Raw genomic sequence first — 15,081 nt, 5'->3', positions numbered from 1 at the left:
CACTCCTTTCAGTCGAGTTTCTTGTTGACGTCCACCAGCAGGGCGGCGATCTCTTTGCGGCGCCCGGCGTCAGCGCCTTCGCGGCCTGGGCGCGGTGCGGCTTGCAGGGCTTTTTGCAGCGCTGCCTTGGCTTCAGCGTAGCGTTTTTCACGGTAGAGGTGATCACCCCAGAAGTACAGGCTGTCGATGCCGTTGGGGTTCAGTTGCAACGCCTGCTTGAGCAATTGCTCGGCCTTGTCGCTGTCACCAAAACCGATCGGCCAGCCCGGCACCCGGTCGTACAGCGCGGCGAGGCTGGTGTAGGCCGAGCCATTCAAGGCTTTGGGATCCAGGGTCAGGGATTTTTCCAGGTCAGCCTTGGCGTCCTTGGCTTTGCCCAAGGCGCCGAGCCCACCTTCGGCACCGGCCCAACTGCTGGTGACGATGCCCTTCCAGATCCACGCTTCGGCCACGGCGGGGCGTTGCGTGGTAAAGGCAGTGGCCTCGGTTGAGAGCTGTTCGAAGGCAGCGGCGCGCTGTTTTTCCGCGACTTCATATTGGATGTGTGCCCAGCTCTGCTGGATCCCGGCGAGGCGTTGTTGATCGGCGGCGTCCAGCGCCCAGACGGATTGGCTGAGGGCACCGAGCAGCAGGCAGGCGAAGATTTTTTTCATGGTTTGAGGGTCTCGTTGTCGGTTTTTTCGCTGAAGCGTCGGATCAGCGGCAACTGCTTGCGCAGGCCACGATCCACCAGATGCGGCAGTAAATTGTTCAGGCGTACGAAGAACCGCTCCGGCCACCCCAGATACAAATCGCGGCGATCGCCGGCGATTGCGTGGATCACCGCCGACGCCACGGTTTGCGGATCGTCGACGTTGGCCTTGAGCGCATCGTTCAAGGCTTGCGCGGCCGAGCTGTTCATCGACGTGCGGGTGGCGCGCGGCGCGACGTAAAGAACGCTGACCCGCGTATCAGCCAGCTCCCGGCGCAGCGCTTCGGAGAAACCGCGCAAGGCAAACTTGCTCGCGCAGTAACTGGCATAACCGGCATAACCGATCGAGCCATAGGTGGAGCCAACATTGACCACCATGGCGCTGTCCGCCTGCTTGAGCAGCGGTAACAGCAGTTTCGTCAGGCAGATCGGCGCACTGACATTCACCGCCAGCATGGTGTTGATGTCGCTGTCGTCCAGCTGTTCGAGCATGGCGAAGTGGTTGACCCCGGCCGCGTTGATCAGCAGGTTGATACCGCCGATGCCCTCGGCGGCGGCCAGCACTTTGCGCCGGTCGCTGAGGAAGGTCAGGTCGGCGCCGACCCAATACAGATTTTGCGGATACCGCTCAAGCAACGGCAGCAGCGCTTCCTGATGCCGGGCCACGGCCAGTACCCGCGCACCGGCAGCGCACAAGGCACCTGCGATGGCCATGCCGATACCGCCACTGGCGCCGGTCAGGACAACACGCGCTTCATGCAGCTGCATGTTGAGCCTGCACTTCACGCGGCAAGCCACGGAACATATCGGTGTACAGGCGATACACGACTTTCGAGGCGTGGATCACGGCGGCCTGGTCTTGCGGGTCCTCGAGCTGGTTCATCAGGCGGCGATAGGTCTGCATGTGCTCGATGTCCAGCGAGCCGTGGGAACTGAGGTAGCTGAACGCCGTTTCCGGCAACGCCAACCGCTCGCGAATGCTGCCCGCCGCGTGGGTGGCCAGGGCAATGCTGGTGCCTTCAAGCACATTGACCATGCCGAACAACCCCACCGGATTGCCCCGGGCGATCAGGTCGTACAGAAAACTGACCATCAACTCGATCGACAGCGACGGCTGACCATCGCGCACCGCATCACGGTCACCGCCACACGCGGCAATATCGTTGAGCACCCACTGTTCGTGGCCGTATTCTTCTTCGATGTACTCGCACACGGCTTTGCGCAGCCACTCAAGGCGTGTCGGCAAACGCGCGCCGCAAGCCATCATTAACGGCACCGTGTGGCGCACGTGGTAATAGGCCTGGGCGAGAAATTCCCGATAGCTCTCAAGGCTGACCTTGCCTTGCAGCGCATCAACGATGATCGGCAGGTTGAACAGCTCGTGGCGTTCCCGTTGTGTGGCTTCTTGCAGGGTGTCGAAAAAACTCATGATGCGGATGCCTCGCAGATAACGGATTCGGTTAATTGGGTGTGGTAATGCGCGACGATGGCTTCGCGGCGCGGGCGGCCATTGGCGGTGAGCAGGCCATTGGCGGCGGTGAAGGGTTGCGGTAGACGTGTCCAGCGATGTACCTGGGCGTAATCGGGCAAGGCTTCGTTGGCTTCGGCGACGGCCGCAGCCAGATCAGCGTCGCTGCAATCGGCGCGATGCGGCCAGAGCAGGGCGTGGTTGTGCGGCATCGCTTCGCCGTAGACGAAGGCCTGGGCGATGTGGCGGCGCTGGGTCAGCTCCGACTCGACCCATTCCGGGTTGACGTTGCGCCCGAAACTGGTAACGAACTGATGCTTCTTGCGCCCCTTGAGAAAGAGGAAACCTTCCGGGTCGAACTCACCCAGGTCGCCGCTCGCCCACCATTCTTCGGCGTACGGCGCATCCCCCAAGTAACCCAGCAGCGGCGAACCCTTGATCAGCACTTCGCCGTCCTCGGCCAACCGCACTTCGACATGCGGCAGGGGCCTGCCGACGCTGCCTGGGCGCCGGGCACCGGGGCGATTGAGGCACACCACCGACGCACATTCGGACAAGCCATAACCTTCATAAACCGGCAGGCCGACACGTTGCGCCCGGTGCAGCAGATCCTCGGAAACCCGCGCGCCGCCGACGGCGGCAAAACGCAGTTTTTGTGGATCGAAGGCTTTTTGCTCGGCGGCGCTGACCAGCATCAGCAACAGCTGCGGCACCAGAATCAGGCTCTCCGGTGCACGGCTGGCCAGATAGCCCAGCAGGCGCGGCACATCGACGCCGCTGGCGCCCTGAATGCCGAGGGTTTTCTGGCTCGGCAGGCTCAACATCGCACCGGCATACAGCGCCGCATAACAACCGAGGTTTTCCAGCAGAATCGCCAGCGGTAACAGCGCCAGATGATGCGCCGGACCGGTTGGCTCGCTCGCCTGATCCAGCTCGCGTGCAACCCGCAGTAAGCTGTCGGCGCTCAGGCATACCCCTTTGGGCGTGCCGGTGGTACCGGAAGTGAAGGTCAGTTTGGCGGTGCTGGCGGGCATGCGGCTCGGTCCACTGAATGTGCGGCACCAGAACTCGCCGTTCTTCACGTAACCGGCGCCGAGCAACTCGGCCTCCAGTTCTGGCTCGGCAATCACCCGTTCAGCCTGACTCAGCTCCAGACAATGGGCGCGTTGTGCCGGGCTGAAAAACGGCGGCAGCGTCACACACGTCAGGCCTTCGAACAGCACCGCCAAATCCCAGAGCATCGCGTCGACGCCGTTATCCAGCACCAGTGCGACCACTCGCACGTGTTCATCGCGCAAACGCTCCTGGCGATACAGCACCTCGGCGTAGAGGGTCGTGTAATCGATTTTCAGCGTATCGCCCCACAACGCGACCGCGTTGTCATTGCGCCCGGCATGGCTGCGCAGGGTTTCCTGAAAGCGTTGCAGTTCAAGCGACATGGAAAGCTCCTTCAATCGAAGTCGGCAGTCCCAGCCGGTTGAACAGTCCGATATTGCGCAAATGGATAAACCCGGCGCGGATATTGCCGACGTGAACCCAGGGTTTGCTCTCGTAATAACTGCCCCAATATTGACGCTCGTCACCCAGTCGCTCCGGGTCTGCGGCGCATAATGTCACTGGCTTCAGGCCGAGACGATGGAAGCTGTTGACCAACCCGATGTTGCCGGTGAACGTCACCCATTCCAGACCGCCCATGGCCAGTAAGTAAGTGATGGCGATGATGCTCAGACGCGCACTGCCAGTGTCGCTGGCGGCAAGGTTGCCGACTTCGACGATGCCGTTGCGCGTCACCGGGCGATCCGCCGCCGCGCTGATCAGCGGCTCGATCGGTTCATCCAGGTAGCGCTCAAGAAACAGCGGCTGCAAATGGGCGCGACGGACACCGGCCACCGCGCACAGCTCACCTGCGGCGTTGTGCATGCCGAACAGCTCGGGCATGAAATGGCGGATGTCAGCGCCGTGGGCTTTGCGAAAACGCTGCTGAATAAACGTCTCGAATGCCGACCGTTGCCCGTCATCCGGCAAGGCATTGGTCAGCGTCATCTGCGGCGTATCGGCTTGGCCGAAGTGCAGAGGCAGGGGGATGTTCCAGTCGAAATCGGGCATGGGCTGAACGCCTCCCTCAATAGGTTTGAGAGGAGTATCCAAGCCATTTCTTAACGAAGTCTGAAGGTGAAAAAAGGTTAACCTGTGAGCCGATCTTCAGACTGTCTTAAGACTGGCCGGGCAGGCTCACACCGTCGGTTCGCCCGGCCCAAGGAACGTGACCGTCGAGCGCATCGACCGTCACTCACGACAATCACGAGGCGCTACTTATGACCCGCGACAACGCCGTAAACCGTTATGGAAAACTTTCAATCACGATGCACTGGCTGATGCTGGCGCTGTTCGTCGGCGTCTACGCGTGCGTCGAAATCAAGGGCTACATGCCCAAGGGCAGCGAAGCGCGCGGCCTGCTGATGGGCTTTCACGGCCTGTTCGGTGCCAGCATCTTCGCCCTGGTATGGGTCCGCCTGCTCGGTCGCCTGACCCCGCGCCCACCAATCACCCCCAAACCCCCAGCGTGGCAAACCGGCATCTCGCACCTGATGCACCTGGCCCTCTACGGCCTGATGATCGCCACCCCGATTCTCGCCTGGCTGATGCTCGCCGCCGGCGACAAACCGTTCCCGTACTTCGGCTTCCACGTACCGGCCCCGGTCGCCATCGACCCAGACTTCGCCAAACGCCTGAAGTACTGGCACGAACTGATCGGCAGCACCGGCTACTGGCTGATCGGCCTGCATGCGTTGGCGGGGTTGTTTCACCATTACTGGGTGCGCGACAACACGCTGGTGCGGATGCTGCCGGGGCGCACAGGTTCACGCTGATCATCTTCCACCCCAATCCCTGTGGGAGCGAGCAGGCTCGCTCCCACAGTGTTTTGCAGTGTCCGGTAGAGCAGGGCAGTTGCCGGATCCGCACTTCGCGTCCACGCTTAGGCCTTGCCGACAAGGAGCGTCCGCCGACCCTCCGTCGCGAGCCCAACGGAGCGTGCAGCATGAGCGAAGACAACAAGGTAAAAGGCCCGGCGTCCTACTTCCCCTCCATCGAAAAGAAGTACGGCCAACCCATCGACCACTGGCTGACCCTGCTCGCCAGCGTCACCGACAAAAAACACATGGAACTGGTGGCGTGGCTCAAGGAAGAACACGGCATGGGCCACGGGCATGCCAATGCGTTGGTTGCGCATCATCTGGCCAGCGGCAAAAAGTGAGGGCAGGGCAGTGATGAACTTTACCCATCGGCCGGTTCAGGCCACCGACGTCAAAACGATTTGCGGCTTTCCCCAAGGCGAGCAAGAACTGTTTTTCATGTTCCCGAAAGCGCACTTCCCGCTGACGGAAGAACAACTGCACACCGCCATCAGCCAGCGCTTCGACTCCACGGTTTTCGAAGATGATGGTGTAGTTGTCGGCTTCGCCAATTTCTACCGCGCCGAACACAACGGTATCTGCTGCATCGGCAACGTCATCGTCGCGCCCAGTGCACGCGGCCAAGGCGTGGCCGGCTTCATCGTCACGACCATGACGGCACTGGCGTTCGAAAAGTATCAAGCCGACGAGGTGCAGATTTCCTGCTTCAACCAAAACACCGCCGGCCTGCTGCTCTACCCGAAACTCGGCTTCGTCCCGTTCGGCATCGAAGAACGCCCGGCGCCAAATGGTGGACGATCAGCCCTGATCCAAATGACACGCCGCCGAACCTGAATAGCCCGCAAACCTGTGGGAGCTGGCTTGCCAGCGATGACGCCGGCCCAGTCACCACCTGAATCCCAGACCAGCCCCAAAACCTGTGGGAGCGAGCCTGCTCGCGAAGAAGCCAGCCCAATCACCAAATATCCAAAACCAGCCGAAACCCCTGTGGGAGCTGGCTTGCCAGCGACGGCGCCGGCCCAGTCACCACCTGAATCCCAGACCAGCCAGAAATTCTGTGGGAGCGAGCCTGCTCGCGAAGACGCCAGCCCAATCACCAAATATCCAAAACCAGCCTAAACCCCTGTGGGAGCTGGCTTGCCAGCGATGGCGCCGGCCCAGCCACCATCTGAATCCCAGACCAAAATAAACAGACAATTCCGATGCTGTTTAAACGAAGCCTCCAGTAACGACCCAAGCCCTACAACGTCTTGCGCCATCGCCTACGACTACGCCAGAATCCGCCGGCTTGTGCGCCTGGAACTCCCCCCGTAACTTGATTCCCGTCACTGCTCATCAGTGATCGGGTCTGCAAGCCCGCCGAAACCAGTCGCATAGCCCTGCCAAGGGACACTCATTTGTGTCCACTCAATGGCGGCTTTGTGCGGGAGACCCTCGGGTCTGCCGGGTGCCTGGTTTCCCGGTCTTGCAGACCCGCGCATAGCTGCCACCCATCATCTGCAAGTGATGTTGGTAGCTCCTATTGAAAAATCAGGAGTTTCACCATGTTCAAACCAACACCCAACCCGCCAGAAACCGACCCCACATCCCCCTACGAATCCCCCGATTCCAGGAAGTTTCACGAAGCCGCCGAACGCGCCCTCGACCACTACCTCAAGCCTGCCGACCAAATCATGGCCAGCATCAACGAGCCTGATCGCATGTACTTCGCCAACCCGAAGTACGACACCGAATCCCTGCTAGCCAACGCCAGCGAAACCCTCGGTTCGGCCAGCGAAATGCTCAACAACTTCGCCGCCATGCTGGACATCTCCCACCGCAAAACTGCCCTGGGAATCGCGCAGGTCGTAATGCTCGGCGAACTGGCCGTAAACCAAGCGCTGGACAACGTCGTAATCACGAAATAACCCCCAGGTCGACGAGGGGAAACCCTCGTCACATCTCGCGGTCTCAACCGGGCTGGCACACGGCCACGCCTTGCGCCCCCAGGCCTCGGCTGTCACCCTTCGGGCCGTTCTCAAGGATCAGAGCAAGGAATCAAGGATTGAGCGGCTACGTCCCCAACCCCCCGAAAAATTATCGCTACGAAGAAGCCAAACCCGTCGATATCCACGCCCAGCGTTGGGCTGAATACGAAAAACACGGGAAAGAACCCGCACCCGAGCCTGAGAAAATCGGCATCGCGTTGCGGATTGGCGTGTTCTTTGATGGCACTGGAAATAATGCGAATAACACGGCAGCTGGGTTGCTGTGTGGTGCGCAGCATCCGATTGCGCCTGAGGATATTCCTGCTAGTTGCATGCCGTACATGAGTGATCCGGACAGCAGTTACGGTAACGACATTAGCAATGTGAAAAGACTGAGCGACTTATATGACGCTACACCAGAGGCGGTAGGCGAGGGCTCGCAAAAGAGCACCTCGCGCGTCGTCTATGTCGAGGGTATCGGCACACGATCCGGAGAAGAGGATAGTACGTTCGGAGCGGGCACTGGGCGCGGAGAAACGGGTGTTGCTGGAAGAGTCGAATCCTCTTTTCCAATCATTCAACAAGCTATCAGTCGGGTGTTAATCGATAACCCTGGAAGTGAAATTACGTCCCTGACCTTCGATACTTTCGGATTCAGTCGTGGCGCGGCGGCGGCTCGCCATTTTGCCAACGAGATAGTCCGCACCAGTCGCGGACCACTTGGCACCGTTCTGCGCAACTTGCCGAGAGCCTTCAGTTCCAAATTCAACGACCAATATAAAAGCGACATCAATATGGGCTTTATCGGCTTGTTCGATACTGTCCCATCGATTGCCGGCTGGTCTAATTTTGGGAACATCAAGAGCTCCGTGGCGACGGGCGTCAAGCTTTACCTCGACCGGCGATTTTTTTCAGACGTAGTTCAATTGTCCGCCCGTGATGAGTGTCGAGCCAACTTCGCACTCAGTCGCGTCAAAGCCGATCATCTGGAAATAACCCTTCCGGGCGTGCACTCTGACATCGGAGGCGGATACCTCGAAGAGGCGCAAGAATGTGTTCTGGTCACTCCCATGCAAACACTGACCGTGGCTCTGAATACTGATGTCACTACCACCTCGATCTACCGCGATGCTGTTAGCGCCAAGAGCCAATGGTTGGCCAAAGGCTGGCCTGCGGACATGCTCGAAGTTGTGACCCCAGACGCGCATCCGATGCCAAATAGCCCGCAAGACAGGCTCAGCCCAAGTCAAAAGCGCGTGTACGCCGCACTTCAACTCAAACGCCCGGTGAGCGGCCTGTTGTCCAGGGTGTATTTGCGCGTGATGCACCGTTTGGCGAAAGAAAAGGGTGCTCGTCTCAACGACATACCAGACACTCCGGATCTGGCAATACCCTCAGAGCTTCAAGCCTTATGCGATAAATTCCTGGCCGGTGACTACACCGTCACAGAGCAAGAAGACCAACTTCTGAAACTGAAGTACATTCACACGTCCGCCAACTGGAACCATCCCCTCGGTCGAAGAGATGGCAGCGGCATCAGGGCTGTTTACATCAACGCCCCGACGGAAGACTCGATCCGCGTGCAACACCCACACGTTGCTGACTGGAAGCTTTGGTAATGAAAGTTCTTGTAACACTGCTGTGCGTACTGATCATGGCCGGCTGCCAAGCTGCTGACCCCCTTTCAGCCAAAAACGATCCCAAATCCAAGTCGTGGGAACTCGCGTTTACCGAGCCCTATTACATGAAGGTGTGGGTTGAGGATAGTGCCGTCGAAGACATAAACGGCAAACTGTTCAAACGCACGGGAGGAGGTACGGCCGCCGGCGGGGAGCCAGAAAATGGTAAAGAGTCTGCGCGAGGTTGGCACGCTGTAGGGGCAGCCGCAAAAGCTGTGATCGGCGCAGATTTGCCCAAGCGCATTTACGTACGCTGGCAATCCATTGTAGAGCCACAGACCTATCAGGTTTGGGTGGATGTGCCCGAAGAAGCGAGACAACTGATGGCGGCTTCCGTTAATCAGCGATGCCCTGAGACTCCAGATGAACAGGCCAGCTATAGCGCGTCTATTTACTTGGGCCTGGCTCCCGGAGGCGTCGTGCAAATATTTGTTCGAGATTCCTGCCACCGTCCGGTCAAAGTGGGCAAAGCCAAAGCCGAGATCGAACCGTTAGGCCCTAGTCAGGGCAAGAACCAAGGGCGTTACGCATACCCGGTCAGTGAAAAGTCCAAGCGCTATATCGAGAAGTACGGCATTCCTTACGGAAGTTGGTAAGCGGTGGACCAATAAAGCTACGCACATTGTTCTTGGCCGGATGCCAATCTTCAGATCCGCTATCAGGCAAAACCGATCCCGAATCCGAGTCGTGGGAGCTCGAGTCTACCGAGCCCGTATACATGAGGGAGCGGGGGAGGACAGCGCCGTCAATGATCCAGGGCGATCAGTTTATGAGCGTGTTTACACTCTCTGGCCTCGATGCGGCCGCTCGAAAGCCGCCTGAGAATATCAAGTCAGAGTTTGGATCACGTGTTTCTGCTTTGATCGTGAGCCAACACATACCCTTTCGCTGTCAACTTGGCAGTCAGGAACCGTAATGCTCGACGGAAGACCGGATGGCAGTCGGCATAAGGTAAATTATCGAATGGAGCCCAAAAAAAGCTGAAGCTATGGCCATGGTCATCGAGCGTGAGATGGTTCCATTGCTGCGGCAAATTTTCCTGCGTGAAACACAGTTGGAATGACCATATCTGGTCGAGATGCTCTGCATCCCAGCAACCCATGTCGCTGACCAGCGAGGCAGCCCCTATGCCCGATTCTTCGCTCAATTCACGCAGCGCGGTCTGAGCTGGAGTTTCACCTGGCTCAATTGTCCCTTTTACCAGTTGTACACCTGCTGTTGGATGGCGGAACAGAAGGATATGGGTGGCAGGAAAACTGGAGAGGATGACGGGACAGGCCTTGTTCGGTGACATGGCGATTTCCTTATCGGCAACGATGCTCACATTTTTCGGCCTCATCCTCTGCGTGGGTGGGCCAGATATTCTGATGTTGGCTAATGGCGATGGCTGCCACCCAGGACAGGAGACTGATCTATTTTCAAGATCCGTTTTTTAAGAAGTATGAAAATAAATCCGTCCCTGAAAACATCTGCTCAAGTCTGGCTGATATCCAGCAATCGAGGCGTGGCGATCGCCAGATAATCCTTCGTATCGAGCACCATCGACGCATCCAGCCGCCCCGCGTTGAAGGCAATTTCAGCGTAGCGTGTGGTCAAGGCCGGATCGACGATCAATTGAATCCGGTCATCGAAAACAAAGGGAGGGATGGCGCCGATCCGGCACCCGGTCAGTTCCATGGCGGTTTCGGCCTTTACCAGCTCGGCTTTTTTCCCGCCCAGGGCCGCTCCGACTTTCTTCATGTCCAGCTTCTGGTCGCCCGGCAGGATCGCCAGTGCATAGGGGCCGGCCTGACCCTTGAGTGAGCAAAGCATGGCCTTCGCGCCTTGGCCGGGCTCGGTGCCACGGATTTCGGCGACGCGCGCCGACTGGCCCTCGGCATCGTGCATCAACACCCGGTAGGAGGCTGAGCGGGCATCGAGTAGTGCCACGAGGCGATCGAACATGGGGTGCATGTAGTTTTCCTCTGGTTTACAGGAACAGGTCGTAGGACAGTTTGCTGATCAGAATCACCAGCAACACCAGGAAGAGAGCCCGGACAAATGGCACGCCTTTATGAACCGCCAGCCAGGTGCCGGTGAGCGCGCCCAGGATGTTGAATGCCGCCATGGGGATTGCGATCAGATAGAGCACGTTACCCGTCGGAATGAAGAACATCAGTGCCGCTACGTTGGTCGCGATGTTCACTAGCTTGGCCGATGCCGAGGCATGAAGAAAGTCGAAGGCGAAGCAGCGGATAAACAGGAAGATCAGGAAGCTGCCAGTGCCGGGACCGAACAGACCATCGTAGAAACCGATAGCACCGCCGATGACGATCGCCAGCAGTTTTTCCTTGGTACCGATGTGCATGGGTTTGTGCAGGGCGCCGAAATCCTTTTTCCAGAAGGTGTAGATCGCCATCAGTACAATCAACACCAGCACTGCCGGCCGGATCATCGACTGGGGTACGAACGACACCGTCGCGGCTCCGAAGAAGGCCATGACAAAAGCCGCGCAGGCGGCGGGGATTACAAGCCCCCAGTCGATCACCACTTTGCGCACGAAGGACCGGGCCGCGAATGCGGTGCCGCAGGCGGCCGCGACCTTATTGGTACCCAGCAGCGCCGCCGGTTGAGCGGTGGGCAGCACGTTGAACAGCGCGGGAATCTGGATCAGTCCGCCGCCGCCCACCGCCGCATCGATCAGGCCGGCGGCGAAGGCGAACACGCAAAGGATGACAATATCGACCATGAATCAGGCTCTGACTATATAGGGTTGATGAGGGGCCAGCGGCATCACGCGTGCCGGATCATTGACCCCGAAGACGCGCAACATCCAGCGATCACGGCCGTCGTAGCGGGGTGTAAAACCATCCCGGGCATGCAGGGTTTGCTGGTTCTTGAAGATCAGCATGTCGCCTGGTTGCAGCAATATGTGGTGCACGACATCGGCATGATTGGCGGCGGCGGCGAACAGTTGGAGGGCGAACTGCGCATTGGCGCAGGTCGTTTCGACACTCGCTTTGTTGTAGCGGCAATACAGGCCATCGGTTGCGCTTCTGTACAGCAAGGGGACGTTTTCCAGCACATTCCCCTGTTTGCCGAAGGAGGCCGGTCGGCGAACGATGAATTTCGGTCGTGACAACTCTTCTTCGACCCAGGTCGGCAGAATGGCCAGCACCTCGTCAATGGCGACGATGCGCGTCGGCACGTCGAGCTCGCAGCGCAGGCCGGTCAGGGACAGGTACTCCGGACAGGCCGACAACTGCGAGACGGGTTCGCAGGTCAAAGGCAGGTGAGGGTTGTCGACATGCATGTCCAGATCCGCGCGCGAGCCATAGGAGCTCTTTTCGGTTTCTCGCTTGTGCTTGGGCGATACGTGACGGAACACGGTGTCGCTGCTTTCACCCTCGTACGCCAGCGGACGGGTTTGCAGCGTTTGCAGCACGGACAAAATAGCTCCGGCCAGAGTCGACAAGTTCTCGATACCCGGCTCTAGGTCATAGGGCGTGGCGGGCAGTTGCGGGTCCAGCGGCAGCCCCCTGACGATCATCGCCACTTCACGGGACTTTGGAAAATTGCGTAGCTGCTGGATTTTCTCGGTGCACAGGACACTTTCCAGCAACTGCCCCAGAACCGGCATGTGGCGGATACCCGAGGCGCTATCGGTCACGTCCAGCGATGCCAGACCGGCCTGAAGTGTGCGTTGTTCTTCGAGCGACAGATGAATTTGCGGTATCTCCCGTCGGATCGAAGTCACTGATTGTTTTTCCAGCCATTCATGAATGACTTCATCAACACAAGCTGCGGCTTTCCCGATTTCTTTATCCAGCTTCGACACGTCCTTGCGCTCCTGTTTGCCCAATCCTTGTGGGTTGAACGGGAAGGTTAACGGAAGGGACTTTTTTGTGTTGCAATGCCGCGTTGTGAAAAATGCAATGAGGTGGAGAGTGGCGTTGAATATGTTGGGGGAACTTGAAGCCTTCGCGACCGTGGCTCGCAAGCGCAGCTTCGTCGCCGCCGCACGGATTCTGGGGCGCTCCCCCAGCGCACTGACCCGCGCCGTTCAAGCCCTGGAGGAAAGTGTGGGGCTCAAGTTGTTCAATCGCTCGTCCAATGCCGTGAGCTTGACCGAAGCGGGTGAATGCTTATTGCCCCACGCGTACAAAATGCTCGATCTGCAACGTGAGGTGGATGAAGACCTGGCCGGTCTCAGCGGCCTGGCCTCCGGCTGGATCCGTTTTTCCGCCCCCGAGTTTCTCGGAAACGGGGTATTGCCCCGGTTGATCGCGCAATACTGCGAGCGTTATCCAGACGTAAACATCGATGTGATTTTCACCGATGAGATCATCGATCCGGCCAAGAGCAAACTGGACTTCTCGATTCGCGGCGCGTTTCCACAATCCAGCGAATTGATCGGCTTTGCGCTCTGGAGCTACTCACGCTATCTGTATGCCAGCCCCGACTACCTGGAGCGCAACGGCATGCCCGACTCCATCGAAGCACTGGAGTCGCACTCGCTAATCCTGCATACGGCGCCACGGATTCTCAAGGAGTGGAATTTTCGCAGTGAGGAGCAAGCCATCAGCTTTCGGGTTCACCCCAAATTTCGTTTCAGCTCCGGTCTGGCGGTATTCCAGGCAGCCCTGGCGGGCGTCGGAATCGCCCGCTTGGCGGACTGGATGGCGGAGCCCGAAGTGGAAGCGGGGCGCCTGTTGCGGGTTTGTCCGGAGTACAAACTCACCTCCAGCAGCGGCGAGAGCCCACAGATGCACGCGGTTTACCCGGCCGGAAATTTGCCGCAGCGGGTGAAGGCATTGATGGAGATGATCCGTGGCTTGGGTGAAAGCCTCGAATGTAAACGCGGGTCAGCACTGATATGAGGTTAGGGGGCGTTTAGCCCTGTCCGCTCACTATCGAGAGCACGCTGGGTTTTGATGTTTACCGGACGACGTCATGAGTGCTTGGCCGATTGTGGCCTGTTACGAATGGCTGTAATCGGCCGATTCTGTTGAAAAAGTCGGCCATGGTTGCCACGGCAGAAAAGTAAGCGCCTGAGATTGAAATCTTCACTTTGGGCAGAGGCTTCCAGGCTCGGATTTCACGTAGCAGCGTGTAAAAAAGGCGTTTTCACCGGCCAATATTCAAACCATTTGGGCGAACCGACTTTCTCAACAGAATCTGCAAAAAGCCGCTTTTGAAACGGCACGTTCGCTCAATCATTCGTTGATGAGCCTGTCGCCGCAATTGGCACCACAGCTCGCTGCTCTGTCTGATCCATGGGAGGTGGAGCGGCAGCTGACCGCTGCATTGCGCCAGCGGCTCAATGAAATGGCCCAAGTCTCAAGTGACGATTTTGGCTTTGAATTGTAGGACTGTTGAGGATAGCCATTGGCTTACGGTTTGTTATGGTTTGTGTAAAGGTCTGCTTCTAATGTTTGTCGATCTAAAAATGCTGTGTTGACTTAGTGCTATGAAGAAATCAGTCATTGATGTGTTGAGTGACCTTTTTTGAAAGTGCGCAAGAAGTTGCGCACATGGTCATAATATTTTGCCTTTAAAATCGCTACAGCCCATATGCCACGTGGTCTGTAGCCAAGTGCGCAAAAAGTTGCGCAGTACTGCGCAACTTTTTGCGCACTTTCCTCCCTTTATCTCGGTGAAAAACGAGCTGAGTGACGATCCATGCCGTTCTCGGTCCCGGTTCCCGGGCACTTCGAAAAACCTGGCACGGTCCTTGATGGCAGTCGGCCACCCATCGGGCGATTTCGCCTCCGGGCACTCTCAATTTCCAGCAAGGAGCACACCCATGGCTACACCAGCGTACATGTCGGTTACCGGCGAAAAACAAGGCCTGATCACTGCAGGCGCATTCACCGCTGACTCCGTTGGCAACACCTACCAGGAAGGCCACGAAGACCAGGTCATGGTTCAGGCTTTCAGCCACGACGTAATCATCCCGCGTGACCCGCAATCCGGTCAGCCAACCGGTCAGCGCGTTCACAAGCCAGTTGTGATCACCAAGGTCTACGACAAGGCTTCGCCTCTGCTGCAAGCCGCTCTGACTTCCGGCGAGCGCATGAGCGAAATCGTTATCCAGTGGTTCCGTACTTCGGCTCAAGGTACTCAAGAGCACTACTACACCACCAAACTGGAAGACGCGATCATCGTCGCCATCAACAACAAGATGCACAACTGCCAAGATCCAGGCAACTCGCACTTCACCCACCTTGAAGAAGTGCAGTTCACCTACCGCAAAATCACCTGGACTCACGAAGTATCCGGTACTTCGGGTTCCGATGACTGGCGTGCTCCAGTCGTTTAATCGCAGCTGATGGTTTTACTACCTCGGCCGGTTTCGTCGGTCGAGGCACACTCACTACTT

The 15,081-nt window shown here is 58.3% G+C and carries 17 protein-coding genes; 8 read left to right on the top strand and 9 right to left on the bottom strand.

The genetic code is table 11. The features are described from left to right. Positions 1–8: 8 nt before the first annotated feature. Genes JJD74_RS03960 through JJD74_RS03940 form a run of 5 tightly spaced genes read right to left on the bottom strand, consistent with a single transcriptional unit; the run spans position 9 to position 4,265 of the window. Positions 9–653, bottom strand: a complete 645-nt coding sequence (locus tag JJD74_RS03960; protein WP_200611579.1) for a tetratricopeptide repeat protein — start codon at positions 651–653, stop codon at positions 9–11. Next, positions 650–1,459 carry an SDR family oxidoreductase gene (locus JJD74_RS03955; RefSeq protein ID WP_115147359.1) on the bottom strand — a complete coding sequence of 270 codons (810 nt, stop codon included), beginning with the start codon at positions 1,457–1,459 and terminating at the stop codon, positions 650–652. The genes JJD74_RS03960 and JJD74_RS03955 overlap by 4 nt, the downstream gene beginning before the upstream one ends. After that, positions 1,446–2,120: a TenA family transcriptional regulator gene (locus JJD74_RS03950; RefSeq protein WP_042559603.1), complete on the bottom strand. Its 675-nt coding sequence runs from the start codon at positions 2,118–2,120 to the stop codon at positions 1,446–1,448. The genes JJD74_RS03955 and JJD74_RS03950 overlap by 14 nt, the downstream gene beginning before the upstream one ends. After that, positions 2,117–3,598, bottom strand: a complete 1,482-nt coding sequence (locus tag JJD74_RS03945) for an AMP-binding protein (RefSeq protein ID WP_200611568.1) — start codon at positions 3,596–3,598, stop codon at positions 2,117–2,119. Before JJD74_RS03945 ends, JJD74_RS03950 begins: the two co-directional genes overlap by 4 nt. Next, positions 3,588–4,265 carry a thermostable hemolysin gene (locus JJD74_RS03940; RefSeq protein WP_200611565.1) on the bottom strand — a complete coding sequence of 226 codons (678 nt, stop codon included), beginning with the start codon at positions 4,263–4,265 and terminating at the stop codon, positions 3,588–3,590. The genes JJD74_RS03945 and JJD74_RS03940 overlap by 11 nt, the downstream gene beginning before the upstream one ends. 209 nt (positions 4,266–4,474) lie before the next feature. Here JJD74_RS03940 and JJD74_RS03935 point away from each other — a divergent pair, with 209 nt between their 5' ends. The 6 genes from JJD74_RS03935 (at position 4,475) to JJD74_RS03910 (ending at position 9,316) form a co-directional block, all read left to right on the top strand. After that, on the top strand, positions 4,475–5,029 hold the full coding sequence (locus tag JJD74_RS03935; protein ID WP_200611562.1) for a cytochrome b: 555 nt from the start codon (positions 4,475–4,477) through the stop codon (positions 5,027–5,029). Between the two features lie 170 nt (positions 5,030–5,199). Next, positions 5,200–5,415 carry a DUF4287 domain-containing protein gene (locus JJD74_RS03930; protein ID WP_200611558.1) on the top strand — a complete coding sequence of 72 codons (216 nt, stop codon included), beginning with the start codon at positions 5,200–5,202 and terminating at the stop codon, positions 5,413–5,415. A 13-nt stretch (positions 5,416–5,428) separates the two neighbouring features. After that, complete coding sequence (locus JJD74_RS03925) at positions 5,429–5,908, top strand: GNAT family N-acetyltransferase (protein WP_200611555.1); 480 nt, start codon at positions 5,429–5,431, stop codon at positions 5,906–5,908. A gap of 710 nt (positions 5,909–6,618) precedes the next feature. Beyond that, positions 6,619–6,981: a DUF6124 family protein gene (locus JJD74_RS03920; RefSeq protein ID WP_200611551.1), complete on the top strand. Its 363-nt coding sequence runs from the start codon at positions 6,619–6,621 to the stop codon at positions 6,979–6,981. Positions 6,982–7,118: 137 nt separating this feature from the next. Then, the gene (locus tag JJD74_RS03915; protein ID WP_200611548.1) at positions 7,119–8,660 is read left to right on the top strand and encodes a phospholipase effector Tle1 domain-containing protein; all 1,542 of its coding nucleotides are present in this window, start codon (positions 7,119–7,121) and stop codon (positions 8,658–8,660) included. Beyond that, positions 8,660–9,316, top strand: coding sequence for a DUF2931 family protein (locus tag JJD74_RS03910; protein ID WP_200611545.1), 657 nt, complete (start codon positions 8,660–8,662; stop codon positions 9,314–9,316). The genes JJD74_RS03915 and JJD74_RS03910 overlap by 1 nt, the downstream gene beginning before the upstream one ends. Before the next feature lie 248 nt (positions 9,317–9,564). On the opposite strand, the gene JJD74_RS03905 is transcribed toward JJD74_RS03910, so the two are convergent. From JJD74_RS03905 to JJD74_RS03890, 4 genes are all read right to left on the bottom strand, one after another. Continuing rightward, positions 9,565–10,014, bottom strand: coding sequence for an NUDIX hydrolase (locus JJD74_RS03905; RefSeq protein WP_200612053.1), 450 nt, complete (start codon positions 10,012–10,014; stop codon positions 9,565–9,567). A gap of 179 nt (positions 10,015–10,193) precedes the next feature. After that, positions 10,194–10,673: a YbaK/prolyl-tRNA synthetase associated domain-containing protein gene (locus JJD74_RS03900; protein WP_200611543.1), complete on the bottom strand. Its 480-nt coding sequence runs from the start codon at positions 10,671–10,673 to the stop codon at positions 10,194–10,196. 16 nt (positions 10,674–10,689) lie between these two features. After that, entirely contained in the window at positions 10,690–11,448 is a 759-nt protein-coding gene (locus JJD74_RS03895; RefSeq protein WP_047301774.1) for a sulfite exporter TauE/SafE family protein, read from the bottom strand. A gap of 3 nt (positions 11,449–11,451) precedes the next feature. After that, positions 11,452–12,537 (bottom strand): TauD/TfdA family dioxygenase, encoded by a 1,086-nt coding sequence (locus JJD74_RS03890; RefSeq protein WP_200611541.1) that lies wholly within the window; start codon positions 12,535–12,537, stop codon positions 11,452–11,454. A 109-nt stretch (positions 12,538–12,646) separates the two neighbouring features. Here JJD74_RS03890 and JJD74_RS03885 point away from each other — a divergent pair, with 109 nt between their 5' ends. Both JJD74_RS03885 and JJD74_RS03880 read left to right on the top strand, forming a co-directional pair. Next, positions 12,647–13,579 (top strand): LysR family transcriptional regulator, encoded by a 933-nt coding sequence (locus JJD74_RS03885; protein WP_200611526.1) that lies wholly within the window; start codon positions 12,647–12,649, stop codon positions 13,577–13,579. Between the two features lie 926 nt (positions 13,580–14,505). Continuing rightward, positions 14,506–15,021, top strand: coding sequence for an Hcp family type VI secretion system effector (locus JJD74_RS03880; RefSeq protein WP_007919523.1), 516 nt, complete (start codon positions 14,506–14,508; stop codon positions 15,019–15,021). Positions 15,022–15,081: the final 60 nt, after the last annotated feature.

The sequence above is a fragment of the Pseudomonas sp. MF6776 genome, from assembly GCF_016613125.1.
In the GTDB taxonomy this organism is placed as follows: Bacteria; Pseudomonadota; Gammaproteobacteria; order Pseudomonadales; family Pseudomonadaceae; genus Aquipseudomonas; species Aquipseudomonas iridis.
The sequence above is the reverse complement of the archived record's forward strand: the minus strand, read 5'-3'. Positions and strand labels throughout refer to the sequence as shown.

Bases quoted from the DNA above. Each gene is read 5' to 3' on its own strand.
- JJD74_RS03880 (WP_007919523.1), top strand. From the start codon at position 14,506: ATGGCTACACCAGCGTACATGTCGGTTACCGGCGAAAAACAAGGCCTG.
- JJD74_RS03900 (WP_200611543.1), bottom strand. From the start codon at position 10,673: ATGCACCCCATGTTCGATCGCCTCGTGGCACTACTCGATGCCCGCTCA.
- JJD74_RS03940 (WP_200611565.1), bottom strand. From the start codon at position 4,265: ATGCCCGATTTCGACTGGAACATCCCCCTGCCTCTGCACTTCGGCCAA.
- JJD74_RS03955 (WP_115147359.1), bottom strand. From the start codon at position 1,459: ATGCAGCTGCATGAAGCGCGTGTTGTCCTGACCGGCGCCAGTGGCGGT.
- JJD74_RS03930 (WP_200611558.1), top strand. From the start codon at position 5,200: ATGAGCGAAGACAACAAGGTAAAAGGCCCGGCGTCCTACTTCCCCTCC.
- JJD74_RS03960 (WP_200611579.1), bottom strand. From the start codon at position 653: ATGAAAAAAATCTTCGCCTGCCTGCTGCTCGGTGCCCTCAGCCAATCC.
- JJD74_RS03935 (WP_200611562.1), top strand. From the start codon at position 4,475: ATGACCCGCGACAACGCCGTAAACCGTTATGGAAAACTTTCAATCACG.
- JJD74_RS03925 (WP_200611555.1), top strand. From the start codon at position 5,429: ATGAACTTTACCCATCGGCCGGTTCAGGCCACCGACGTCAAAACGATT.
- JJD74_RS03950 (WP_042559603.1), bottom strand. From the start codon at position 2,120: ATGAGTTTTTTCGACACCCTGCAAGAAGCCACACAACGGGAACGCCAC.
- JJD74_RS03895 (WP_047301774.1), bottom strand. From the start codon at position 11,448: ATGGTCGATATTGTCATCCTTTGCGTGTTCGCCTTCGCCGCCGGCCTG.
- JJD74_RS03945 (WP_200611568.1), bottom strand. From the start codon at position 3,598: ATGTCGCTTGAACTGCAACGCTTTCAGGAAACCCTGCGCAGCCATGCC.
- JJD74_RS03905 (WP_200612053.1), bottom strand. From the start codon at position 10,014: ATGTCACCGAACAAGGCCTGTCCCGTCATCCTCTCCAGTTTTCCTGCC.
- JJD74_RS03910 (WP_200611545.1), top strand. From the start codon at position 8,660: ATGAAAGTTCTTGTAACACTGCTGTGCGTACTGATCATGGCCGGCTGC.
- JJD74_RS03920 (WP_200611551.1), top strand. From the start codon at position 6,619: ATGTTCAAACCAACACCCAACCCGCCAGAAACCGACCCCACATCCCCC.